Origin of the sequence: Photorhabdus laumondii subsp. laumondii, from assembly GCF_003343245.1 — a bacterium.
GTDB classification, from domain to species: domain Bacteria; phylum Pseudomonadota; class Gammaproteobacteria; order Enterobacterales; family Enterobacteriaceae; genus Photorhabdus; species Photorhabdus laumondii.
The window spans coordinates 5,067,619-5,091,826 of record NZ_CP024901.1 but is presented as its reverse complement, the minus strand read 5'-3'; the positions used below and the strand labels follow the sequence as shown (position 1 = coordinate 5,091,826).

Annotated in this window: 18 protein-coding genes and 1 pseudogene; 13 read left to right on the top strand and 6 right to left on the bottom strand. The window is 40.5% G+C overall.

All coding sequences use genetic code 11. The features are described from left to right. Window positions 1-120 precede the first annotated feature (120 nt). From dnaB to PluTT01m_RS22315, 5 genes are all read left to right on the top strand, one after another. Complete coding sequence (gene dnaB, locus PluTT01m_RS22335) at window positions 121-1,530, top strand: replicative DNA helicase (RefSeq protein WP_011148449.1); 1,410 nt, start codon at window positions 121-123, stop codon at window positions 1,528-1,530. Window positions 1,531-1,569: 39 nt separating this feature from the next. Further along, window positions 1,570-2,649 (top strand): alanine racemase, encoded by a 1,080-nt coding sequence (gene alr, locus PluTT01m_RS22330; RefSeq protein ID WP_011148448.1) that lies wholly within the window; start codon window positions 1,570-1,572, stop codon window positions 2,647-2,649. Window positions 2,650-2,698: 49 nt separating this feature from the next. Beyond that, on the top strand, window positions 2,699-3,898 hold the full coding sequence (locus tag PluTT01m_RS22325; protein WP_011148447.1) for an amino acid aminotransferase: 1,200 nt from the start codon (window positions 2,699-2,701) through the stop codon (window positions 3,896-3,898). A gap of 392 nt (window positions 3,899-4,290) precedes the next feature. After that, window positions 4,291-5,304 (top strand): IS630-like element ISPlu10 family transposase, encoded by a 1,014-nt coding sequence (locus PluTT01m_RS22320; protein WP_011148446.1) that lies wholly within the window; start codon window positions 4,291-4,293, stop codon window positions 5,302-5,304. A 48-nt stretch (window positions 5,305-5,352) separates the two neighbouring features. Beyond that, a complete protein-coding gene (locus tag PluTT01m_RS22315; RefSeq protein ID WP_011148445.1) occupies window positions 5,353-5,607 on the top strand; it encodes a cloacin immunity family protein in 255 nt (84 codons plus the stop codon). A gap of 71 nt (window positions 5,608-5,678) precedes the next feature. Here PluTT01m_RS22315 and PluTT01m_RS22310 read toward each other — a convergent pair whose 3' ends face one another. Continuing rightward, window positions 5,679-6,086, bottom strand: a complete 408-nt coding sequence (locus tag PluTT01m_RS22310) for a type II toxin-antitoxin system HicB family antitoxin (RefSeq protein WP_041380398.1) — start codon at window positions 6,084-6,086, stop codon at window positions 5,679-5,681. Between the two features lie 51 nt (window positions 6,087-6,137). Further along, on the bottom strand, window positions 6,138-6,314 hold the full coding sequence (locus PluTT01m_RS22305) for a type II toxin-antitoxin system HicA family toxin (protein WP_041381194.1): 177 nt from the start codon (window positions 6,312-6,314) through the stop codon (window positions 6,138-6,140). Window positions 6,315-7,002: 688 nt separating this feature from the next. Here PluTT01m_RS22305 and PluTT01m_RS22300 point away from each other — a divergent pair. Then, window positions 7,003-8,088: a PfkB family carbohydrate kinase gene (locus PluTT01m_RS22300; protein ID WP_011148442.1), complete on the top strand. Its 1,086-nt coding sequence runs from the start codon at window positions 7,003-7,005 to the stop codon at window positions 8,086-8,088. A 2-nt stretch (window positions 8,089-8,090) separates the two neighbouring features. Next, window positions 8,091-9,029: a pseudouridine-5'-phosphate glycosidase gene (locus tag PluTT01m_RS22295; RefSeq protein ID WP_011148441.1), complete on the top strand. Its 939-nt coding sequence runs from the start codon at window positions 8,091-8,093 to the stop codon at window positions 9,027-9,029. Between the two features lie 60 nt (window positions 9,030-9,089). On the opposite strand, the gene uvrA is transcribed toward PluTT01m_RS22295, so the two are convergent. Further along, a complete protein-coding gene (gene uvrA / locus PluTT01m_RS22290) occupies window positions 9,090-11,924 on the bottom strand; it encodes an excinuclease ABC subunit UvrA (RefSeq protein WP_011148440.1) in 2,835 nt (944 codons plus the stop codon). A gap of 358 nt (window positions 11,925-12,282) precedes the next feature. Between uvrA and PluTT01m_RS22285 the strand changes: the two genes are divergently transcribed. From PluTT01m_RS22285 to PluTT01m_RS22260, 6 genes and pseudogenes are all read left to right on the top strand, one after another. After that, window positions 12,283-12,819: a single-stranded DNA-binding protein gene (locus tag PluTT01m_RS22285; protein ID WP_011148439.1), complete on the top strand. Its 537-nt coding sequence runs from the start codon at window positions 12,283-12,285 to the stop codon at window positions 12,817-12,819. Between the two features lie 223 nt (window positions 12,820-13,042). Next, window positions 13,043-13,371: pseudogene (locus PluTT01m_RS28115) on the top strand (HNH endonuclease); the annotation flags it as partial. Window positions 13,372-13,732: 361 nt separating this feature from the next. Further along, the gene (locus tag PluTT01m_RS22275) at window positions 13,733-14,815 is read left to right on the top strand and encodes a ComEC/Rec2 family competence protein (RefSeq protein ID WP_011148437.1); all 1,083 of its coding nucleotides are present in this window, start codon (window positions 13,733-13,735) and stop codon (window positions 14,813-14,815) included. Continuing rightward, on the top strand, window positions 14,805-16,130 hold the full coding sequence (locus PluTT01m_RS22270) for an ABC-three component system protein (protein WP_011148436.1): 1,326 nt from the start codon (window positions 14,805-14,807) through the stop codon (window positions 16,128-16,130). Before PluTT01m_RS22275 ends, PluTT01m_RS22270 begins: the two co-directional genes overlap by 11 nt. Continuing rightward, window positions 16,120-16,680, top strand: a complete 561-nt coding sequence (locus PluTT01m_RS22265) for an ABC-three component system middle component 1 (protein WP_011148435.1) — start codon at window positions 16,120-16,122, stop codon at window positions 16,678-16,680. The genes PluTT01m_RS22270 and PluTT01m_RS22265 overlap by 11 nt, the downstream gene beginning before the upstream one ends. Then, window positions 16,681-19,839 (top strand): AAA family ATPase, encoded by a 3,159-nt coding sequence (locus PluTT01m_RS22260; RefSeq protein WP_011148434.1) that lies wholly within the window; start codon window positions 16,681-16,683, stop codon window positions 19,837-19,839. A gap of 763 nt (window positions 19,840-20,602) precedes the next feature. On the opposite strand, the gene crtB is transcribed toward PluTT01m_RS22260, so the two are convergent. The 3 genes from crtB to crtY are packed head-to-tail and all read right to left on the bottom strand — an operon-like array spanning window position 20,603 to window position 24,175. Beyond that, window positions 20,603-21,529, bottom strand: a complete 927-nt coding sequence (gene crtB, locus PluTT01m_RS22255; RefSeq protein WP_011148433.1) for a 15-cis-phytoene synthase CrtB — start codon at window positions 21,527-21,529, stop codon at window positions 20,603-20,605. After that, window positions 21,526-23,007: a phytoene desaturase gene (locus PluTT01m_RS22250; RefSeq protein ID WP_011148432.1), complete on the bottom strand. Its 1,482-nt coding sequence runs from the start codon at window positions 23,005-23,007 to the stop codon at window positions 21,526-21,528. The genes crtB and PluTT01m_RS22250 overlap by 4 nt, the downstream gene beginning before the upstream one ends. Then, a complete protein-coding gene (crtY, locus tag PluTT01m_RS22245) occupies window positions 23,000-24,175 on the bottom strand; it encodes a lycopene beta-cyclase CrtY (RefSeq protein ID WP_011148431.1) in 1,176 nt (391 codons plus the stop codon). Before crtY ends, PluTT01m_RS22250 begins: the two co-directional genes overlap by 8 nt. Window positions 24,176-24,208 lie beyond the last annotated feature (33 nt).

Here is a 24,208-nt window from a genome sequence, read left to right as displayed (position 1 = left end):
CATTGTGAACAGGCTTTAGTGTGTTAGAAATAATTACAAACTATATGTAATTACTCAAGGCACTTCATAGCGTATACTCGTGCGCTGTTGCAGATTTATCAGTGGATTATTGCGGGATTCATGGCGGGAAAAAAATCAACTCACAACAAAATGGCTGAACCGAAAGATCGCCAAATGGAAGGGCTGAAACTTCCGCCACACTCTTTGGAAGCGGAGCAGTCTGTGTTGGGCGGTTTAATGCTAGACAACGAACGGTGGGATAATGTTTCCGAACGTGTTACTAGCAATGATTTTTTCAGTCGTCCACATCGGCGCATTTTTGCTGAAATGCAGCGGTTGCTGGAGATGGGCAACCCCATCGACCTGATTACATTATCGGAATCTCTTGAGCAGAGTGGGGAGCTGAATAATGTAGGGGGTTTTGCTTATCTGGCTGAATTGTCCAAAAATACGCCAAGTGCAGCTAACATTAATGCTTATGCGGATATTGTCCGCGAACGTGCTGTTGTCCGCGAGATGATCGCTGTTGCAAACGAAATTGCAGATGCGGGCTATGATCCTCAAGGCAGGAGCAGCGAAGAATTGTTGGATCTGGCCGAATCTCGCGTGTTCCAGATCGCTGAAAATCGAGCCAGTAAAGATGAAGGGCCGAAAGGAATAGAGCAGATCCTTGAAGAAACCGTCGAGCGGATTGAGCAACTCTATCAGCGCCCTCATGATGGTGTAACCGGTGTTTCAACCGGATATCAGGATCTGGATAAGAAAACCGCAGGCTTACAAAAATCAGATTTGATCATTGTGGCTGCTCGCCCTTCTATGGGTAAAACCACTTTTGCTATGAACCTGTGTGAAAACGCAGCCATGATGCAGGATAAGCCGGTTTTGATTTTTAGTCTTGAGATGCCCGGCAACCAGATCATGATGCGTATGCTGGCATCCCTTTCACGGGTGGATCAAACCCGTATCCGTACCGGTCAGCTTGATGATGAAGATTGGGCGCGGATCTCCAGTACGATGGGGATATTGCTGGAAAAACGCAATATGTATATTGATGATTCGTCTGGCCTGACACCTACCGAAGTCCGTTCCCGGGCTCGGCGCGTCTTCCGCGAAAATGGTGGATTGAGCCTGATCATGATCGACTACTTGCAATTAATGCGGGTTCCGGCCTTATCCGATAATCGTACTTTGGAAATTGCAGAGATTTCCCGTTCACTAAAAGCCTTGGCTAAAGAGCTTCAAGTGCCGGTGGTTGCACTTTCTCAGCTCAACCGTAGCCTTGAACAACGGGCAGATAAGCGCCCGGTTAACTCTGACTTACGTGAATCCGGCTCAATTGAGCAGGATGCCGACCTCATTATGTTTATCTATCGTGACGAGGTTTACCATGAGAATAGCGACATGAAAGGTGTGGCTGAAATCATTCTTGGTAAGCAGCGTAACGGTCCAATCGGTACAGTTCGCCTAACGTTTAATGGTCAGTGGTCGCGGTTTGATAACTATGCCGGGCCAAGTTATGACGACGAATAAGTATTAACGACCAAAGAATCAATAAATTTAAGGAATAGAATGAAAGCGGCAACCGCAGTTATTGACCGCCGCGCGCTGCGACATAACTTGCAACGGGTAAGGGAGATTGCTCCTAAAAGCAATTTGATTGCAGTTGTGAAAGCAAACGCTTATGGCCACGGTTTACTGGAGACAGCACATACGCTGGACGATGCCGATTGTTTCGGTGTCGCGCGAATTGGTGAAGCATTGACGTTGCGTCATGGTGGTATCGTCAAACCGATTCTGTTACTGGAAGGATGCTTTGATGCGGCTGACCTGCTAGTACTGGTTGCTAACCATATTGAAACTGTGGTTCACAGTGTTGAACAGTTGCAAGCTCTAGAACAAGCTAAGTTATCTCATCCGGTAAAAGTATGGATGAAATTGGATAGCGGGATGCATCGCTTAGGTGTAAGGCCGGAAGATGCGGAAGAATTTTATCAACGGCTGAGTCGTTGTAAAAATGTACAGCAGCCTGTCAATATTGTCAGCCATTTTGGCCGGGCTGATGAACCAACGGTAGACACCACTTGCCAGCAGATAGCCTGTTTTCAGGCTTTCTGTGCTGACAAACCGGGAGAAAAATCTATTGATGCATCGGGAGGTATCCTGTTGTGGCCGGAAGTCCATCAAGATTGGGTTCGTCCCGGGCTGATGATGTATGGTGTATCGCCATTATCTGATAAAACGGCCGTGGATTTTAACCTGATCCCAGCGATGACTCTAAAATCGAGCTTAATTGCTGTTCGTAAGCATAAAGCTGGCGAATCGGTTGGCTATGGTGGGATCTGGGTCAGTGAACGTGATACTTATCTTGGGGTTGTAGCTATCGGTTATGGTGATGGTTATCCGCGGAGTGCGCCTTCAGGAACGCCAATACATATTAATGGTCGTGAAGTGCCGATTGCTGGCCGTGTTTCAATGGATATGATCTCTGTTGATTTGGGGCCAGAGGCGACAGATAAAGTGGGTGATGAAGTGGTGCTCTGGGGAGATGTACTGCCAGTGGAACGGGTTGCTAAGCACACTGGTATCATTACTTATGAGCTGGTGACTAAACTCACTTCCAGAGTGGTGATGGAATACTTGGACGAATAATGTTGTAAGTTATATTGTTTATTAACTAACTGATAAGGAGTAGAGCCTGATGTTCCAGAATGTTGATGCTTATGCTGGTGATCCGATTCTTTCGCTGGCTGAAGAATTTAAAAAAGATCCTCGTGCGGAAAAAATTAATCTGAGCATCGGGCTTTATTACGATGAGCAGGGAGTGACTCCGCAATTGCAGGCAGTGGCTACCGCAGAAGAACAACTTAGAGCGTTGTCACAGACTGCTTCTCTTTATCTGCCAATGGAGGGATTGGAATCCTATCGTCTTGCGGTTCAGGAACTGTTATTTGGTAAAGATCATCCGGTGTTGAAACAGCGGGTGGTGGCAACGATTCAATCATTAGGTGGTTCTGGCGCTCTTAAAATTGGTGCTGACTTTTTGCATCGTTATTTCCCTGATTCAGAAGTGTGGTGCAGTGATCCAACTTGGGAAAACCACGCAGCTATTTTTGCGGGGGCAGGTATTAAGGTGAACTATTACCCTTATTTTGATACACAGACCAAAGGGGTAAAATTCAGTGAAATGCTGGAAACATTCAGGAAACTGCCGGCAAAAAGCATTATTGTGATGCACCCTTGTTGCCATAACCCAACCGGATCGGATCTGACCTATGATCAATGGGATCAAGTTGTTCAAATTGTTAAAGAGAGAGAGCTCCTGCCATTCCTTGATATTGCTTATCAGGGGCTTGCGGATGGGATGGAAAAAGATGCTTATGCCATTCGTGCTATGGCGACAGCCGGTTTGCCTTGTCTGGTGAGCAACTCTTTCTCCAAGATATTTTCTATGTATGGTGAGCGAGTGGGTGGCTTGTCTGTTATTTGTGATGATGAGCAGACCAAAGAACGGGTATTGGGGCAGTTGAAAGCAGGTGTGCGTCGCGTTTACTCTAGCCCACCGAGTTTTGGTGCACAGGTTGTGGCGAAAGTACTGACTGATCCTGCTTTGAAGGCACAATGGTTAACAGAAGTTGAGCATATGCGCTTGCGTATTTTGGAAATGCGCACGGTGCTGGTGGATGCTCTGAAAACGGCATTACCAGAGAAAAACTTTGAGTATTTTCTGAAACAGCGCGGGATGTTCAGCTATACCGGTTTTAGCCAGAAACAGGTGGATCGCTTGCGCCAAGAATTTGCTGTTTATCTGGTCGGTAATGGCCGAGTCTGTATGGCGGGCGTCAACCATCGTAATGTTGCACGTATTGCTGAAACATTTGCGGCGGTAAATAAGTCATAAATTTTAATGTAAATGATTTGCTATCGATGATAATGATCGACAATTTTGTAGAATAGCAGTAAACACCTCCTTAAAGCGCGCTATTTATGGTGCGCTTATTCTCTTTCCTAATATTAATTTAATATGTCGAATTTATAGTAACTTCATTCACATATTCTTTTCAGTCTTCCATTCTATACTGAGTTAGTAACGAGTATTATTAATCTTAATTGGTGTTTATTTTATATAAATAATGATAATCATTATTGTTTGAGATCAATTTTTTTCTACCTTAATTGTCTGTGTTTATATAAATAACTTTTCAAAATAGTAGAACACTTGGAGGGAACTCAGTCCAATTTTTGCAATCTGATCAATTGTAGATAATCCCAAACCACTAAACGGACTGAGTTATGCCTATCATAGCACCTATACCCCGCAATGAACGACGCCAGATGAAAAAAATTATCCAGAACACCCGAGATAAAGATTATGCTCGCAGGCTCATGGCCATATTGATGCTGCATCGAGGCGAGTCTGTCTCTCTGGTCGCCAAAACCCTTTGCGCCAGTCGTTCTTCTGTCTATCGCTGGATAAACTGGTTGACTTTATATGGTCTGGAAGGACTCAAAAGCCTGCCTGTGGGCAGACCCGCTGTCTGGAATTTAATCCCGCTTTATCCTTTACTGTCTTTTTTATTGCAATATTCTCCCCAGCAATTGGGTTGCCTGCGTTCTCGCTGGAGTCTTGAGTTTTTTATAATTAAAATCAATGAATTATTAAACATAAAATTATCCATCAGTACCTTCTATCGTTACTTACATAAAATGGGTATCGTGTGGCGAAGGGCAGCCCCGACGCTTAAATTACCCGATCCCGAGTACCATGAAAAAATGGCGAAAATTACCGAGGCATTGTCAACGTGTTCAGAAAAACATCCCGTTTTTTATGAAGATGAAGTCGACATCGAGCTGAATCCAAAAATCGGGGCTGACTGGTATTTAAAAGGGCAACAGAAACGTATAGTGACACCAGGAAAAAACCAAAAACATTATTTTGCAGGTTGCCTGAATGTTCAAACGGGAAAAGTGACTTATGCTGACGGGTTAAATAAGAATTCTCATTTATTTATCAATGTATTGGAAGAACTTGAACGCCAGTATTGTCATGCTGAAACCCTCACTTTGATTTTGGATAATTACAGTATCCATAAAAGCCGACGGGTCAGAGATTGGCTGGCTTGTCATCCTAAATTTAATCTGTTGTTTTTACCTGTTTATTCACCCTGGCTGAATAAAATTGAGCGTCTGTGGCAATCCTTACATGAAACGGTGACACGAAATCATGGCTGTCAGTATATGTGGCAATTGCTTGAGAAAGTGAAAACGTTTTTAAATTCATGTCTCTACAGGAATAGCAGAGAATAAAAAGAGTGAGTGTATTATAATTATGAAAAGTTATTTATGAGGTGAATTATGGGGTTAAAGTTAAATATTGCGTGGTTTGATAAAAAAACGGCAGAGTTTATTGGTGAGGAATATTCTGGAGATCTGGGAGATGATGGTTCAGTAATAGAAAAATTAGGGCTTACTATTGAAGATAATATTAATAATGGTGCGTTCGATGTAAAAAAAGAATGGGTGCCAACACTTGAATCATGTTTTAAAAATAAAATTGAAACAGATAAATATTGGTATAAAATATCATTTGACTATCGAGATAAATGGTAATGAAGCTGTAATTTAAATTTATTTACTTAAACCTTGCCACGGCAAGGTTTAAGACTATTTGATGGTGATGTTTAAATGGCAACAAGTTCCAGATGTTTACCCAAGGCATTTAACGCATTCGCGATAGTGTCAATTTTAGTGCTATGACTTAATGACACTATACGTTGAATTTCTTGCGGTCGAGTTCCCAGTAACCGTGCAAGTTCTGCGTTGCTTGTTCTTGTTTGAAGCATCGTATTCAACAGTAAAACCTTAGCCGCTATACTGGCTGGTACTTCGACAAAAGCTTCACCTTTAGTCGATGGTGTTGGTATTTCGCGCCGGTCTTCAAAGTAGAAATCAAACGCAGTAACCAGAGCATCCTGCGCCATAGCTAATGCTTCTTCTCTGGTATCTCCGCCTGTTAAGGCTTCTGGGATATCTGGGAACATCACAGCCCAACCTGTTTCGTCATGTTCGAATTTTACTGGATATCGCATATTTTTACTCAGTGAATTTATGCGAGTAACCCGTCCCTTGGGGCCGGTCTGTCATTTGATGCCTGGCTGTTTTAATATTAATTTCCTCAGTGGTTCTGGGATTTCTTTACTAGGGTGCCTTGGCATCGTGGTTTGCTTACCGTTCAGGAAAACTTTCAAGTGGTTAGTCCCATCTTTGAATTCTGCTCCCTGAGCTTTAAGCCACCGGCGAAACTCGCTTTGCTTCACTGCCTCCTCCTGTTTGTTTAACTTGAAAATAAACATAAACATTTTTGTTTATATCATCAAGAGGTTTATAAGCATTTTTGTTTATAAGCGTAATAGCGTTATGAACATTTAGATTTATTCTTTATAGGATGAAATCTGACGTGAAAATTATTCTATATCCGTCATCTTTCAAGTTGCCTCTTTGTTGGCTGCACTCGCTCACCCCGGTCACATAGTTTGCTATGCTCCCGGGGATTCACTCCCTTGCCGTCGCGATGTATCTTGAAATCCATAGGGTATAATCGCAGCGTATATAATTTGTTCATGGATATTTTCGGCTATGAAGTATGTTTTTTAATGTGAAGCAGATCAATTTTTCATGAAACATGTTTCAGATGGTGAAAAATAATTCTCACCATTTCAAGGTATATCCAAACATTTGTTAGCTTTCGATAGGGGTTTACTTAGATCTTTGTTTTGTTGAATTTATTTCTAGCGTAAAACACGGGTTGATTATTAATATACAGCAAAAAGGAGTTTTCAACAGGATTTAACTTGATGGTTATCACATAAAATAGGGCTGATAGTCCAGTCATGGGCTCTTACGATCGTTCTTCCAACTTCGTTGTAAAATAAAAAATCCCACTTTACTGTTTTGCTTTTAACACATAAAACAAACGTGTGTTTAAGAACAAACAAGTGTCCAAAAATGACGAATCGGGAAAAACAAATATTGCAACTTCTGAGACGAGATCCGTTAATTCCACAGCAGGAAATGGCCGATATTTTAGGTATAAGTCGCTCCGGTGTTGCTGGTCATATTATGAATTTAATGAATAAGGGATATATAAAAGGCAAAGGTTATATTTTATCTGATCACCATTATGTGGTGGTGGTTGGTTCTATTAATATGGATGTTTACGGTTATTCATCGAATAAACTCATTTATCAAGACTCTAACCCAGGAAAAATAAAATGTACCCCCGGTGGTGTAGGCAGAAATATTGCCCAAAATATCGCTTTATTAGGTAAAGAATGTCATCTTATTTCTGTTGTTGGCGATGATTTCTATGGTAGCACTTTACTGGATCAGGCCAGATGTGCAGGTGTTAATGTCGACTATTGCTATAAGCTTTATGGTGAAAGTACCTCGACATATATCTCTCTATTAGATGACGGCGGTGAGATGCTGGTTGCCATCAACGATATGCATATTTTGGAAAAACTGACGCCATCGTTGTTAGCGAATCATTGTGATCTTATTCAGCACGCCGGCGTGCTAGTTATTGATTGCAATTTATCTGAAGAAGCTTTGGTTTGGTTGTTGACTAATGCCGGAACGGTGCCGGTATTTGTGGATACAGTATCCGCATTTAAAGCACCTAAGATTAAAAACTGGCTTTCCTATATCCACACCTTAAAACCTAATTGTCTGGAGGCGGAAGCGCTTAGTGGAATGAAAATTACCCAACCTACCGATGTTCCGGCAGTGGCGCGGTGGTTTCACGATCAAGGTGTGCAGCGGTTAGTACTCAGCATGGGCGTAGAGGGTGTCTACTTTAGTGAAAGCGATGGTGTGGCAGGCTGGTCACTTCCCATCAGTATCAAGATTGTCAATGTAACAGGTGCCGGAGATGCCATGATGGCCGGATTGGTGAACTGCTGGCTAGAAAATATGACGCTGGCAGAAAGTGTTCGCTTTGCTCAAGGGTGTTCCGCGCTCACGCTCTCTTGCGAATTGACCAATAATCCAAATCTGTCAAATGGCAGTGTCCAAAAACTGTTGGAATTATAATCATGAAAAATCATGCTATTAGCAATAAATATTTGGATATTTCCCCAGAAGTTACAGAGGCTTTAGAGAATAACCGACCGGTTGTGGCGTTAGAATCGACCATTATTGCTCATGGAATGCCTTATCCGCAAAATGTAAAGACTGCGCTACAAGTTGAGCAGAAAATCAGGGAAAATGGTGCTGTTCCTGCAACAATTGCTGTTATCAATGGGATGATGAAAGCAGGTCTGTCGCATGAAGAAATAGCGTTTTTGGCTAGAAAAGGTGATGAAATAACTAAAGTCAGCCGTCGTGATTTACCCTTTGTTATCGCGGCTGGAAAAAATGGCGCGACGACGGTTGCTTCTACCATGATTATTGCGGCAATGGCCGGGATTAGAATCTTCGCTACCGGCGGTATTGGCGGTGTGCACCGTGGGGCGGAACAGACTTTTGATATTTCTGCCGATTTACAGGAATTAGCGAAAACCAGTGTTGCGGTAGTCTGTGCTGGTGCTAAATCCATTTTGGATCTTGGCTTGACAACAGAATATCTTGAAACTCACGGTGTGCCACTGATTGGTTATCAGACTCACGCTTTACCGGCGTTTTTCTGTCGTACCAGTCCATTCTCCGTCAATATTCGTCTGGATTCCCCAGAACAGATAGCTCAGGCGATGGCAGTAAAATGGGATACTGGATTACAGGGCGGTTTGGTAGTTGCTAATCCGATTCCTGAGCCATACGCCATGCCGGAAGCGGAGATCAGTGCTGCTATCGAACAAGCAGTACGCGAATCCATAGAACAGAGAGTAAATGGAAAAGCGTGTACGCCGTTTTTGTTAGCAAGAGTCTCTGAGTTAACCGGGGGCAATAGCCTATCTTCCAATATTCAGTTAGTGCTCAATAACGCTGAACTGGCAGCGAAAATTGCTTGTTGTTATTGGGAGCGCCACATGTGAAACCCGTTTCAAAAAGTTGCGGCTAGAAAATAAGGGGCTAACTGAGCCCCTATCTATAAATTATGCTTCTTTCTTCAATATAGGTTTCAAGAAACGTGCGGTATGTGATTTTTCACATTCCGCGACCTCTTCTGGAGTACCAGAAATCAGAACCTCACCGCCGCCGCTACCTCCTTCTGGGCCAAGATCCACGATCCAGTCAGCGGTTTTAATCACATCAAGGTTATGTTCAATAACCACAATGGTATTCCCTTGATCGCGTAACTGATGCAGAACTGTTAATAGCTGTTGAATATCAGCAAAATGCAAACCTGTTGTTGGCTCATCAAGAATATATAACGTCTGCCCAGTTCCGCGTTTGGATAGTTCACGCGCCAGTTTTACTCGCTGCGCTTCACCGCCTGATAACGTGGTTGCTGATTGGCCCAGACGGATGTAAGAAAGTCCAACGTCCATGAGGGTTTGCAGTTTACGGGCTAGAGCAGGAACCGCATCAAAGAATTCACGGGCTTCTTCGATCGTCATATCCAATACTTCATTGATATTTTTGCCCTTATATTTGACTTCCAGTGTTTCACGGTTATAACGCTTACCTTTGCACTGATCACAAGGGACATAAATATCAGGCAAGAAGTGCATTTCTACCTTAATAACGCCATCACCTTGGCAAGCTTCACAGCGTCCACCTTTAACGTTAAAACTGAATCGTCCAGGTGTATAACCACGGGTGCGTGATTCAGGTACGCCTGCGAATAATTCACGAACTGGTGTAAATACGCCGGTATAAGTTGCTGGGTTAGAGCGGGGAGTTCGGCCAATCGGGCTCTGGTCAATATCAATCACTTTATCGAAATGCTCTAGCCCTTGAATATCAATATAAGGTGCAGGGGTGATATTGGTCGCGCCATTTAACTGGCGTTGGGCAATCGGGAACAGAGTATCATTGATTAGCGTTGATTTACCGGAACCAGAAACCCCGGTAATACAAGTAAATAACCCAACTGGCAGATTGAACGTCACATTTTTCAGGTTATTACCTTTCGCTCCGATCAGTTTCAGCACCTTTTTCGGATCTGCCGAGATACGCTTCTCTGGGATGGCAATTTCACGCTCTCCACTCAGGAATTGACCTGTTAGTGAATCTTTGCTCACCATAATATCTTTAACTGAGCCTTCCGCGACGATTTCACCGCCATGTACACCTGCACCGGGGCCGATATCAATGATATGGTCGGCAGCCCGGATGGCATCCTCATCATGCTCAACCACAATCACGGTATTTCCCAGATTGCGCAAGTGGATTAGTGTTTCTAGTAGGCGTTCATTATCCCGCTGATGCAACCCGATAGAAGGTTCATCAAGTACATACATCACTCCCACTAAACCCGCACCAATCTGGCTGGCAAGGCGGATACGTTGAGCTTCGCCACCGGACAGGGTTTCGGCCGAACGGGAGAGCGTCAGATAATTCAGACCAACATTAACCAAGAATTTCAGGCGGTCGCGGATCTCTTTCAGTACTTTTTCAGCAATTTGCGCACGTTGACCGCTGAGTTTAATGTTTTGGAAAAAATCCATCGCATGGCCGATACTGAAATCTGAGATCTCTGGCAGGGTGGTATTCTCAATAAATACGTAACGGGCTTCTTTACGTAAGCGAGTTCCGTGGCAGGAAATACATGAACGATTACTAATATATTTCGCCAGTTCCTCCCGAACGGCGGTGGATTCCGTCTCTTTATAGCGGCGTTCCATATTATGCAGTACACCTTCGAACGGATGGTTACGCACTGTGGTATCGCCACGGTCATTGGTGTATTTAAATTCGATGGATTGTTTACCGGAGCCGTACAACACCACTTGCTGAATATTGGCGCTGAGGGAATTGAAGGGGGCTTCGATATCGAATTTATAATGCTCTGCTAATGAACGTAACATCTGAAAATAGTAGAAATTACGGCGATCCCAACCACGAATTGCACCGCCGGCAAGGGAGATATCACCATTTTGAATGACTCTATCAGGATCAAAAAATTGCTGAATGCCTAAACCATCACAAGTTGGGCAAGCACCGGCTGGGTTGTTAAAAGAGAATAGTCGAGGTTCCAACTCACTCATGCTGTAGCCACATGTAGGACACGCGAAGTTAGCAGAGAAAATCAGCTCTTCGGCGGTATTATCATCTATATTGGCGACAATAGCGGTACCGCCTGAAAGTTCCAGCGCTGTTTCAAAAGATTCAGCGAGACGTTGTGCCAGATCGGCACGAACTTTAAAGCGATCAATAACCACTTCAATGGTATGTTTTTTCTGTAATTCTAATTTCGGTGGATCAGATAGATCACAGACTTCACCATCAATGCGTGCGCGGATATAACCTTGTGCTGCCAGATTATCCAATAATTTAGTATGCTCGCCTTTTCGCTCTTTGACGATCGGTGCCAGCAACATCAGACGATGACCTTCTGGCAGTGTTAGCACATTATCTACCATCTGGCTAACAGTCTGTGCGGTTAATGGAATATCGTGATCTGGGCAACGAGGTTCCCCTACACGGGCAAACAACAAACGTAGATAATCATGAATTTCAGTAATAGTCCCCACGGTTGAACGTGGATTATGGGAAGTCGATTTCTGCTCAATAGAAATGGCCGGGGATAATCCTTCAATATGGTCAACATCGGGTTTCTCCATCAGTGACAGAAACTGGCGCGCATAAGCTGAAAGCGATTCCACATAACGGCGCTGACCCTCTGCATAAAGCGTATCAAATGCCAGAGAAGACTTACCTGAGCCGGACAAGCCCGTGATAACGATCAGCTTGTCTCGGGGAATTATCAGATTGATATTTTTGAGATTGTGGGTACGTGCGCCCCGAACTTCGATGTTATCCATGAATCATTTCCCGGATTATTCATACGTGCATATACCCGTTATCTTTCAAGTTGCCTCTTTGTTGGCTGCACTCGCTCACCCCGGTCACATAGTTTGCTATGCTCCCGGGGATTCACTCCCTTGCCGCCGCGATACATCTTGAAATCCATAGGGTATATAATAATAAGTGAGTTATTATTACACAGAGTTGACTGATTAGATATACAGTATTTAAGTGAAATAATGTAATAAGTACGGAATTAAATTACGGTGAGCTTCGCAAAGTTCGTTCTAAAGCGGCTGCGTTTCATTTTTAGTGTCGCATGTTAAACTGTGTTGCTTAATAATTGTAGAAATTCATTTCATCAGGAGTATTTCCATGGCCAGCAGAGGCATAAACAAAGTTATTTTAATCGGTAACCTGGGGCAAGACCCGGAAGTCCGCTATATGCCAAACGGCGGTGCAGTGACTAACATTACTCTGGCGACTTCTGAAAGCTGGCGCGATAAACAGACCGGCGAGATGAAAGAGAAGACTGAATGGCACCGGGTTGTTTTGTTTGGCAAACTGGCGGAAGTCGCGGGTGAATACCTGCGTAAAGGTTCACAGGTTTATATTGAAGGTTCTCTGCAAACCCGTAAATGGCAGGATCAGAACGGTCAAGAGCGTTACACCACGGAAGTAGTGGTAAACATGGGCGGTACCATGCAAATGTTGGGTGGTCGTGCTGGTGGTGGTAGTTTCCAGGATAGCCAACAATCACAAGGCGGAGGTTGGGGACAGCCACAGCAGCCACAACCACAGCAACAATCTCAGCAGTTCAGCGGTGGTGGCGCACCTTCGCGTCCAGCCCAATCTTCCGCTCCACAAAGCAATGAGCCACCAATGGATTTTGATGATGATATTCCGTTTTAGAGTTCAATATTTTTCTTTGTAAAACAAATGGTTATCATGTTGTTTTGTGGTAATCATAGGCTGTTGGAGTGCCTATTGCAAGCCTGACTAATCCTTACCCAGTAATGGGTTTGAACCTCGAAAGAGGAAGGGAAGTGCAGCATGTCAGGAAAAGGCTGGTTGCGGGGAAATAATTTACTTTGCGCCAGCCACTTTTGTTTTACATAAATAGATGCTCTTTTGCGTTTATCGGGAAAATCGTAATGGAAAGATATATGAGTTAGAAGTATTCAAACTCAAAAACAGAAATGCGTCAAAATATAGTTCAGCGGATGTATTGCCGAATACGTTAAGTATTCAAACAGAACTGAGTTGCTGGAGTGAATGGCGGCACCCCAATGTGAATACTGTAGTGCCAGAATAGATCCTTTTGAAGTTCATCATGTAAGAAAACTCAAGGACATAAAAGCGGATACGGCTCTTTGGAAGAAATTAATGATTGCTCGTAATAGGAAGACATTAGTGCTCTGCCAGACATGCCATATCAATTTTCACAGGGGAACATTGCCTTAGATAAAGCCAGAAACTTAGACAGAGCTTGGTTATATACAGCCGTCACTCGTGCTGAATCTGAGGTGCATAGTGGAGCGAAGAGATGTTTTGGAACAAGCCATAACGAAGCATCACACACCAGTCTACGGAGAACCTATCTGCCGTTGTTGATAAGAAAATATCACGAAAAAAGAAAGCATCCGTAGCTAAAGTTGTCACGATGTAATTAATCTGTTAATAATGAGTTTGTCATGGATAAGAAAGTGTCAATCCTAAATTGTGTGATAGTATGCTCTATGAGCGACTATCGAATCTATGTTAGAAAATGAAATCAGTATAGTATGCGCCCGTTTTGATTGTATGGAATTAAGGGAAGTACTCTATGTTAAGGTTGAAGGTACTAAAGGCAAAAAATGGTGATTGCATTTTATTGTCTTGGGAAAACAATGGAGTCACTCGCAATATTCTAATTGATGGTGGAAAATCATCCGTATACAAAACTGGTCCGTTAAAAGGTGAACTTTATAAAACATTAAAGTTAATAGAAGAGCGCAATGAACGGGTTGATAAGTTGATTCTTACCCATGTCGATGATGATCATATAGGTGGAATACTAAATGGATTCAGGTCAGGAGAGCTTCTAATTTCGCTGTGTGACAAGGTATGGTTTAACTCTGGTAAATTGATTAAAGAAGCATTTGATAGTGACGTACTACCAGAAAACGAATTGGAGCTGGAGCGGATCAATGTTCAAGACGGAAAGACCAGTATTCAACAAGGAGTCTCGTTCGAGAAACGGATATCAGAGTTAGGTATTTGGGAGAACTGGCTCATTGAAAGTGGATATACTTGTGAGTTTTTTGGTGCAAAAATCACAGTGCTATCTCCTAAAAGAGAAGACTTAGCAAGGTTACTTTGCAAGTGGGAAAAAGAGGTCCCGCAAAGCATAACATCAGGAAAGAAGACTGATTATGGCAAGTCATTAGAAGAGCTTAATCTAAATGATAAATTTTTAAGTGATAAATCTATTCATAATGGAAGCTCGATAGCTATTTTGTTTGAGTACAATAATCATAAGATTTTGCTTTTGGGTGATGCACATGATGGAGTTGTATGTGACGCAATATCGAGCTTAAAAGACGAACAAGGTCAGAATATAAGTTCTAGTAATAAACTGAAAGTTGATTATATAAAACTATCTCATCATGGTAGTGAGTTTAATACAAGTGCCCGATTTCTAAATTTAATAGATTGTAAAAATTTTATCATATCTACAGATGGAAGTTCTCATGAATTGCCAAATAAAAAAACAATAGCAAGAATAGTGAAAAATGTAGATAACGCAAACATTATTTTCAACTACCCGACTCTATTAAATAGAATCTTTAGTGTTAAAGAGATAGAAGAGTTGAAAAATATAGGTATAACTACAGATAATTGTGATGAATTGATCCATGTTAAATGATGAATTAGAGAAGTTAAAAAGTGCTACAGTTAGGGTGGAAGAAGGAAGTGGTGTATTAATAAATCCATACTCAACTCAATATTCATACATATTGACAGCAAAGCACGTTGTAGAAGATATAAGCGTTGATAAAATAGAAGTGAAAAATATTGAAGGGCGAAATATATCTGTTTTAGACAAAGTAGAACACCCAGTGATTGATGTAGCTATTCTTAAAGTCGAACGTTTAGATGGTGTCGAAATATCTCACATTGAAAACTTTTATAACCAAGAAAAAAAATTAAAGTTTTACGGTTACCCAAAAAACAAGAGACATAATCACATATTTAGAGAGCAATTATATTCTTATGATTGTTTATTACACGATATCCAAGGCAATACATCCGTATTCACCATTAATGAGCTAACTCAATATGAAGATATTGAAGGTTTTTCAGGTGGTGGTATTTTTTTTATTAATGAAGAAAACCAAGATGTATCTCTTGTAGCTATCGAATTTGAAGTCAGTAATACTCAGGCTGCTGATAGTAAAATTAACTGCATTAGAATTGATGCTTATCTTGATTTTCTTCAAGATAAAGGTTGGGATGAAATTAAGCCCATTCATTTATCTAGTTTTAAATTTTATCGCGATAATATCTTTGAAAATCTTGATTTAGAAAATGAGGATAGTCTTGATGTTGTCAAGAATTTACTAAAAATAACACTAAATAATTATAAGATCTTTAACTCTTATTATGTGACACCAAACAAAATAGTCGAAGAGTTTGCGAATCGAATTCTAGCGCATAACCAAGACTTAAAAAAACTATATGATAAAGAACTTTGGTGTGCATTCTTGGAGTTTTTTGCTATTTATTTGTCAATTTTCGCTCCAGATGATGAAGACTCTTGTAATTCTAATTATTTAGAACGGTTGTTTTTGAACTTTAGATTCATTTACGATCATAACAATATAAAATTTAGGCAGATATTTAAAACTTATATATTAGAAACAGAAATAGGGGATCTTGAACCAAATGGTAAAATTGTAATTTTTACAAAAAATAATTTGAATTTTGGATGTCCATATATTGATAAAAATGTCTCAGAAAAAACATTAACAGATATAGGTAGTGCCATAACAGGAGAAAGGATTGAAAGAGTGATGAGGAATAAAACTATTTCTAATGAAATACTTTTTTGGCCGTCTGTTAATGATGCTTGCTTATCTTGCAAAGAAGAGGAGCTAAGTAGAATTAATATTTTTCAAGGTGATGATTTGAAAGAGCTAATTGTTGAAAATTACAGAGAGTATCTTTCAAATGAACAGTAAGAATTTCTCAATAAATAATAAGTTTCAGGAACTAAATTCAGAGTTAGGCGTAGAATTCTTTGTCCTATCTGTTTGTATATTTGATTCTGCAATGATAAATGCATTTTGTTATGTAACTCCTACCACGAGTATTCTAAAGGAAAGGTGGAGAGAGATTTCCGATAACTTAAATTATGAATATTTAAGTAAATATGAACCATCTGAATTTGAGCGTTGGAATAATTATCTTGTTTTTATTTGTCAGGATGCTATTCCTGATAATATAAAGTATGAGATAGAGAATGATAAATTTTATATGAGAAAAGTTGCACTAGAATTAAAAGGGTTAGAAAAGACAGATATAGAAAAAGAAACCAAGAAGATACTAGATGAAAAGTTACTCTTGTCCAATATACGTTTGAGCAATAATGTTGTTTTTGATAGAAGTTGGGAACAATTTCTAGGTGATCATTCAAAATCTATTCTTTTGGCTGGGTTGTCTGGAGGAAGAGATGGAAAATCAAAGTCTATGCGAGAAAACTGGATCAATAAACTATTGAGTGATGAATAAATGAAAATAAAAAAAGTTGAAATACAAGCATTTAAATCATATTTAGAGAAGAAGGATGGTACTTTTGACTTTATTCATAGTACATCGGGAGAGCCTGCGAACTTTGTATCACTATTCTCACCAAACGGATTCGGTAAAACATCGTTCTTTGATGCAATTGACTTTGCTATCACAAAAAAAATAAGCCGATATGTGAGAAATGAAAGGTTAGAGAAAATTAATTTAGAAGAAAGTAATCAATATAACATTAAAGGTGAATCTCAACTGATAATAAGAAATAAAAATGCTCCTAAAAATATTGAGACGCGAGTGGAGGTTATTACTAGTAAATCTGAAAAGCCATTTATTTCATCATATAAGAAAGGAAGAAAGGGAAGTTCAGACTGGAGAATTCAATCAAAGAGTATAACAAATAAATATTTTGAATCCTCTATGTTGTATCAAGAATCTATTGATTCTTTTTTAAGAGAAACCGACTCTGAAACAAGATTTAAAAAATTCTCCGAGGTAGATGATGAATTAGTAAACATTAATAGTGCACGTTCTACGCTCTTATCATTGAAATCAGACGTGTCTAAGAAAAAACAAGAACTAGTTGACACCAAAAATAAACTATCAAGTGAAATAAATAGGCAAAAAGATAACAAGGATTACGTTCATAGCATTAATATAATAATTAAAGATGTAAATGAGTACTTAGATGAAATAAAAATTGATGAGGTAATAGCACCATTTACTAAAAATGAACATTTTCACCTTTCAGCTCGTTTAAAAGAAGCTGAAAATATAATTAAAAATAGAGTTAAAGAAAATGATGAAAAGCTTTCTAAAATAGAGGTTAATTTATCTCAATTAAAACTTGGTGCATCGATCTATTATAAATACAAAGAGTGTATTAATGAAAGGTCATTAATTTTAGACAAAATTAAGTTTTATGATGAAGTTGGTGCCCTCAAAGAAAGTTTTAATACGTTAGAGAAAGAGTTATTATTAAATCAGGATGTTATTTTAAGCCTCAGAGAATTAAACAAAAATGCCCATGAATATTTTACCTATAAGTTAAAGTTAGATAGTACTCTCAAAGAGATTGAAGAATTAAAGCTGAAGTTAAAAATGAATGATGCTTTAATCAAAAGTTTAAATGATTCACTCAATGAAAAAATCATTTTTCACCAAAAGGTTTGTGAGAATATTGACCAATTAGGTAAAGAGCAAGCCAACTTATATTTTGTGTTTAATACTATAAAAGATAAATCAACAAGTTTAGATGGTGTTGAAAAAGAACTAGCTAATATGGAAATAGAGATTAAAAAAAATAAAGGCCAGAAGGATGTGGCAGACATATGTTTATCATCATTAGAGAAGTTGACCCTTTTTGATTTTAAATGGCTGCCTGAATTTTTTATTATCCATGAAGATAATAAAAATGAGTTATCTGATATTTATGCTAAGTATTGTTACGTTTACAAAAGTAAGGTTGAGATTGATGGTAAAATAAAATCAATAAATAAAGAGTTAGAAAGTATAAATCAACAACAAACTGACATATCTTTTTTAATAGATAAAGCAAGTAGTATTGTCATAAGTACAAAACAATCTCACTGTCCTTTATGTGAGCGAGATAACGAAACCTATGATGAGCTTATTTCTAGAATTAATAACAATTCTATGCTATCAGATATAGAAAAGAAAAAAAATGCCTCGAAAAGTTCATTGATGGAAGAACTAGAACAATTATCTATGAAGTTGGATAGATTTAATGTTGAATTTATTGAAAAGAAAAAATCAATATCAAATGGTTTAAAAGATGAAATTTCTTCCTTGGAGAATTTAATAAATGAATCTTCTCAGAAAAAATCTACTCTTGTAGAAAGTAAAAATATCTTTATATCTGAAATAAATAAATTTAACTCATCTGTAATGTTTATGTCAAAGTATGACTATTCAAAACATTTGATTTCAAAAGTGCAATGTGAAAGAGATAGAGAGCATTCTATATCTAAAGAGATTGAGGACATAAAAGAGTCGATAAAGTCAAGAGTTAATCAAATAGAGCTTAATAAGAAAATAATTGACCTAGAAAATGAACGTTTTAAATTGGTGGTACATTTATCTAAGTATTCTGATTTTATTAAATCTAATCAATTAAGTGAAGGCGTAAATAAGGATGACTTTATTTCTTTTGTTATGCTTAAAACTGACAAATTAAATGATAGTCAAAAGGGGCTAAAGGATAGAATCGGAAAAATTGTCATTAAAATTAACAAGCTTGAAAGTGAGAATAAAGATTCACAATTTAAAGGTGTTAGTAAGGAAAAGATGAACGCCTTATTGGTTGATTTGGAAGATAAGATGTCTTTATTATCTAAGGAAAACCAATGGTTTATTAGTGTGGCAGACTCATTTGATAATGAGGATAACTCTGTGGTTTACACAAAAGTGAAAGATTCTCTAGAGTTACAAGTCACTGGTATCAATGTTAAAAACAGAACGTTATCTGATTGCTTGGCCAAATTTTCATCTATTGAGAGCATTTCATCAAAGATCGTTGATTACTCTGATACCAGCTTACTAGAGAAAGAACTTTATAGTATATCCTCTAAAGTTTCTAAATTGAGTGAAGTAATTGTTGAACTTGACAGTGATATAAGAAAACTCGGGAATGAAATAAAATTAAGAGTTGATTCTTTCTTCAATACAGAATTGATAAATAAGATATATAGCAGCATTGATCCACATCCTGAGTATAAAAAAATTGTTTTTACTTGTACGTCTGATGATAATCCAAGGTTATTAATATCTGCACAAAGTGAAAAAAATGACAAACTAATGTCTCCAACTTTGAGTTTTAGTTCTGCTCAAATTAATGTCTTAGCTTTGAGTATTTTTCTTGCGAGAGCCTTGTCTTCAAAGGACGATGAAGGCAATCCTGTTGATTGCATACTGATAGATGATCCTGTTCAGTCAATTGATGCAATCAATACTTTAGGTTTGATCGATACTCTTCGAATGCTTTCTATTATGTTCAATAAGCAAATTATAGTGACAACTCATGATGAGAATTTTCATGAGTTGCTCAAGAAAAAGATGCCAAGCGATCTATTTTCTTCTAAATTTTTGAGATTAAGCTCTTTTGGAAAAGTAAGTTCCGATGCATAGGTGTAACTTATGCATAGTTTAACTCATAGTCATTTTCTGCTTAGTCCTCTCATCTTATTGAATCAGATGAGAGGAAAACTGCTCAAGTGCGAAAATGCTCGGAAGATGTTGAGTCATTCACTTTACTTCCTTTATTGAACCTAAAAACGGGGTAAGGAATGATTTTAAACTTACATATATCGTAGAGTTAGATGGTAATTAAGAACTGTGCTTTGCTGGTTGATTATTCGTTCCAACTTAGCATTGGAAAGGAAGCAATGTATTCCAAGGTTCGGTAGGAATGAAAAATTAAGACAATCTATATATTATTATCCTTCTTGACCGATGAAATAATTTCGACCAACTCTGTGTTAAGCACAAGAGCTTCATGCGGTTTGACTACTTATTTTGTAAAGATTGTTCCTTAAGATGATAAAAGTTAACGAAAACTTTAACGTTTTTGTTATATTTTTCTTTAATTGATTTTTAAAACAATGTGTTATGGTGGTAGGCCAGTCATTAAGGTCATCATAACCGTTTTGAGTGTAAAGTTTTTACTTTTAAAACAAATGGTTATCTCGGAATGTCGTGATAATCATAGTCCGTTGGAGTACCTATTGCGAGCCTGACTAATCCTTACCCAGTAATGGGTTTGAACCTCGAAAGAGGAAGGGAAGTGCAGCATGTCAGGAAAAGGCTGGTTGCGGGGAAATAATTTACTTTGCGCCAGCCACTTTTGTTTTACATAAATAGATGTTCTTTTACCACAAAGTGGAGTTAATTTTTAATGAGGTCGCTGCCACAATTTGGGATCGCGAGGCGTTGTTATCGCCACCCGAGATATAAGCGCCTTCATTGCGCCAGCCATTAATAAGGTAACCTTCTCTCCACGATTAGTTCTTTGTCTGCATTCCCAGGCCCGTACTCCTGCTTGTTGCACTTTAATGCCGATTTCACGATAGATACCATGAGCAGAAGCGATGACCCAGGCTGAACGCAAAGGTAAACCAACAAGCCCTGTCAGAGCGGAGGTATAATAAGATTCCGCTTCCACAATCAATCGGGATGCCACCCGAGCTAGCGCAGGACGGTTTTCGGTATAAATAAGTGTGTCTGGCATTAGCCCTTCTTGGTGAAGCCATTCTAGCGGAAGATAGCAACGCCCGGCCTTCGCATCCTCAATAATATCCCGAGCAATGTTAGTTAACTGAAAAGCAATTCCTAGATCGCAGGCCCGATCCAGCACACTCGCCTCGCGAACCCCCATAACCCTTGCCATCATCAGCCCAACTACTCCCGCGACATGGTAGCAATATCTCAGAGTATCATCCAACGTTCTGTAAGGCTCACAGAGTACATCCATTGCGAATCCTTCCAGATGTTCGAAGGCCTGTTGCTGAGGGATTTCATTACTCAGAGCTACTGTCTGAAAGGCTGCAAAAGCAGGTTCGGTCATCGGCAAACCGTCGTAAGCCTGCTTTGTCAGGTATTGCAGCATTTGAAGTTTCTCGCGGGCGCTATACTTATCAACACTGCTTATTTGTCTCCCCAGCTCTTGCCCGTCTATTATATCATCACAATAACGGCACCAGGCGTACAGCATCATTGTGCTGTGTCGTGTTGCTGTATCGAAAAGTCGGGTGACACTGGCAAAACTTTTTGAGCCTTGCTCCATTATCTGAGTAACGTGTTTAAGTAGCGCAGGATTCATTTAGCGATATCCTCTAACATCAATGTGGCGGTGGCTTTTGCTGATCCAATCACGCCGGGAATACCTGCTCCAGGATGCGTGCCTGCGCCGACGAGATACAGATTATCAATGCGGTTGTCCCGATTGTGTGGTCGGAACCAAGCGCTTTGTGTCAGCAACGGTTCAAAGGAGAAGGCCGAACCGAGATGGGCATTGAGTTGGTCACGAAAATCAAATGGGGTAAAAATACGATGAACGACTAACTGCTTGAGCAGACCGGGCATATAGTACTTTTCCAGATACGCGAAAATACGGTCACGTAAGCGTGGCCCCTCTATATCCCAGTTTAAATTAGCTGTCCCCAAATGTGGTACAGGGGCCAGAACGTAGTAACTTGCGCATCCTCGGGGAGCAAGGGATGGGTCAGTAACAGAGGGGGCATGGAGATAGAGTGAAAAATCCTCTGACAGTCGGTCATGATAAAAAATATCTTCGATGAGTTCCTTATAGCGTGGACCAAAGCAAACTGTATGATGGGCTAATTGCGTATGGTGATGGTTCAGACCGAAATAAAGCACGAACAGTGAGTTGCTCATTCGTTTACGCACCAGTGTTCGAGCGCGGGCTATTCCGACCGGATGCTGACCTAACAGGTGCTTATAGGTATGAATAACATCGGCATTTGAGGCCACAACGTCACATGTCATATTTCGTCCATCAGCTAATTGGACACCTGTGACCCGATTGCCATGGGTGGTGAAGCGTTTTACCTTTGCATTAAGCTCAATTTCTCCACCAATGTCAGTAAACAATTTCACCATTGCCTCAACCAGAGCGCTGGTTCCTCCTCGCGGAAACCAGACTCCCCATTCTCGTTCCAGTGCGTGGATCAAAGTATAGATAGAAGATGCAGCAAAGGGGTTACCTCCTATCAATAGCGAGTGAAATGAAAATGCCTGGCGCAGGCTCTCATCCTTGATAAAGCGTGCCACCTGACTATAAACACTACGCCATGCGTGTAGACGTATCAACTGTGGAGCCGCACTCAACATGTCGCGAAAAGAGAGGAAGGGCACCGTTCCAAGTTTCAGGTAGCCTTCATTAAAGGCTTCCCGGGAATAGTCTAGAAAGCGTCGATACCCGTTAACATCTCTTGGATTGAACGTATGGATTTGTGCTTCCAGATGTTGCTGATCATTGTCGTAATCAAACATCTTACCCGACTCCCAACAGAGCCGATAAAAAGGGTGTACGGGAAGTAAATCGACGTAATCAGCCATACGTTTACCAGCCTGGGTAAACAATTCTTCAATGACATTAGGAGCGGTGATTACGGTGGGGCCGGCATCAAAGGTGAATCCCTGTTCCTTATAAACATAAGCGCGTCCACCTGGTTTATCCCGTTGCTCCAAAATACATGTCGGAATCCCCGCAGACTGGAGCCTTATTGCCAGTGCCAGCCCACCAAAACCAGCACCAATTACCAGCGCTTTAATCATAATAAAAACCCTGAAGCTTCTTGTGTTGTTTAAACATTGCCTTTAGAGCACCCTTTATCGGCACTGGTGGTTTACCTATGAGAATCCGGGCCTTGTCGACGGAATTAAGTTGCTCCGCATAAAAACGTGCAATCAGATTTGGGGAAAGTTGATAGAAACGTTGCATTACCTGCCAACGTTGTTGTGGATCCCCAGCGAGGAAGAGCATGCGATTTAGAAGACGGAAAAAGCGCTGGTGTTGCCACTGTTGTCGTGCGTAATCCCTGAGGGTAATGAATAAGGAGGTATCGGTAAGCTCCGGCAGAGCAACAATACGATCTGCCAACCGAATAGCGTGTGGCAGAGAGTAGCCTGTTGTGGGGTGAAACAAAGCTGCACGTAACCCACAGGTGGGCTGTCCTGCTAGCTGTGCCCAGAAAGAGGTAAAATCTCCCGTAAGTGTAATTGGAAGACAACCGCTCTCTTCTCGAATGAGTTTACCCAGTTTCCATCCATGTTTCTTCGCGTACTCTGCGATAGTAGCCTGCGACAAAGCCTTATCAGGTGGCCCCCGATCAACGTAATGAGTGTCCTCTATCAGCAGACGAGTTGAGGAGAACGGCAGGACATAGATAAATCGATAACCTGTATCCTGTCCCACACTAGTATCCATTAAAATCGGGTGGGTTAAAGAGTGCGACTCTTCCAGCTCCCATTCCTGACCAAAAAATGCCTGGGTGCCACTCCCTATAAATGGTCCTGGTCGCCAGCCTCTCCCATCAATGACTGCGCCAGCACTTAGAGACGAGCCGTCCTGTAAGTAAACTTTCTGTGGAGTCAGCTCCTGTACCAATAAACGAGTCTGTATACGTTCGCCCAAATATGCATGGAGTATGCTTGCAAAGTGTTGGGATGTGATACTGAAATATGAATGTGGCAATGTGCGTTGAAATGCTGGAAAAATGACGTCGTAACCTGACCAGCGATAGGTAATCAGCGGTGCTATCCACTCATGTTCCGCCTCAGTAAGATCATGTTGATGAAATGACCACGTGTGATTGCCTCCTATTGTTTCTGTGTTTTCAATAAGCAACACTCGCAGATGTGGTTTACACTGCTGGAAACGCATTGCGATCAGTCCGTTGGCCAATCCTCCTCCCACCAGAATCAGATCCCAGTCGTACATCATTTTGTTGATCCTCCGACAATCACACAGTTATTA

Excerpts from the sequence above, each read along its gene's own strand:
- PluTT01m_RS22250 (WP_011148432.1), bottom strand. The coding sequence starts at position 23,007 with ATGATTAAAGCGCTGGTAATTGGTGCTGGTTTTGGTGGGCTGGCACTG.
- uvrA (WP_011148440.1), bottom strand. The coding sequence starts at position 11,924 with ATGGATAACATCGAAGTTCGGGGCGCACGTACCCACAATCTCAAAAAT.
- PluTT01m_RS22275 (WP_011148437.1), top strand. The coding sequence starts at position 13,733 with ATGTTAAGGTTGAAGGTACTAAAGGCAAAAAATGGTGATTGCATTTTA.
- PluTT01m_RS22285 (WP_011148439.1), top strand. The coding sequence starts at position 12,283 with ATGGCCAGCAGAGGCATAAACAAAGTTATTTTAATCGGTAACCTGGGG.
- dnaB (WP_011148449.1), top strand. The coding sequence starts at position 121 with ATGGCGGGAAAAAAATCAACTCACAACAAAATGGCTGAACCGAAAGAT.
- alr (WP_011148448.1), top strand. The coding sequence starts at position 1,570 with ATGAAAGCGGCAACCGCAGTTATTGACCGCCGCGCGCTGCGACATAAC.
- PluTT01m_RS22325 (WP_011148447.1), top strand. The coding sequence starts at position 2,699 with ATGTTCCAGAATGTTGATGCTTATGCTGGTGATCCGATTCTTTCGCTG.
- PluTT01m_RS22260 (WP_011148434.1), top strand. The coding sequence starts at position 16,681 with ATGAAAATAAAAAAAGTTGAAATACAAGCATTTAAATCATATTTAGAG.
- PluTT01m_RS22270 (WP_011148436.1), top strand. The coding sequence starts at position 14,805 with ATGTTAAATGATGAATTAGAGAAGTTAAAAAGTGCTACAGTTAGGGTG.
- PluTT01m_RS22300 (WP_011148442.1), top strand. The coding sequence starts at position 7,003 with ATGACGAATCGGGAAAAACAAATATTGCAACTTCTGAGACGAGATCCG.
- PluTT01m_RS22265 (WP_011148435.1), top strand. The coding sequence starts at position 16,120 with ATGAACAGTAAGAATTTCTCAATAAATAATAAGTTTCAGGAACTAAAT.
- PluTT01m_RS22295 (WP_011148441.1), top strand. The coding sequence starts at position 8,091 with ATGAAAAATCATGCTATTAGCAATAAATATTTGGATATTTCCCCAGAA.
- crtY (WP_011148431.1), bottom strand. The coding sequence starts at position 24,175 with ATGATGTACGACTGGGATCTGATTCTGGTGGGAGGAGGATTGGCCAAC.
- crtB (WP_011148433.1), bottom strand. The coding sequence starts at position 21,529 with ATGAATCCTGCGCTACTTAAACACGTTACTCAGATAATGGAGCAAGGC.
- PluTT01m_RS22320 (WP_011148446.1), top strand. The coding sequence starts at position 4,291 with ATGCCTATCATAGCACCTATACCCCGCAATGAACGACGCCAGATGAAA.
- PluTT01m_RS22310 (WP_041380398.1), bottom strand. The coding sequence starts at position 6,086 with ATGCGATATCCAGTAAAATTCGAACATGACGAAACAGGTTGGGCTGTG.
- PluTT01m_RS22315 (WP_011148445.1), top strand. The coding sequence starts at position 5,353 with ATGGGGTTAAAGTTAAATATTGCGTGGTTTGATAAAAAAACGGCAGAG.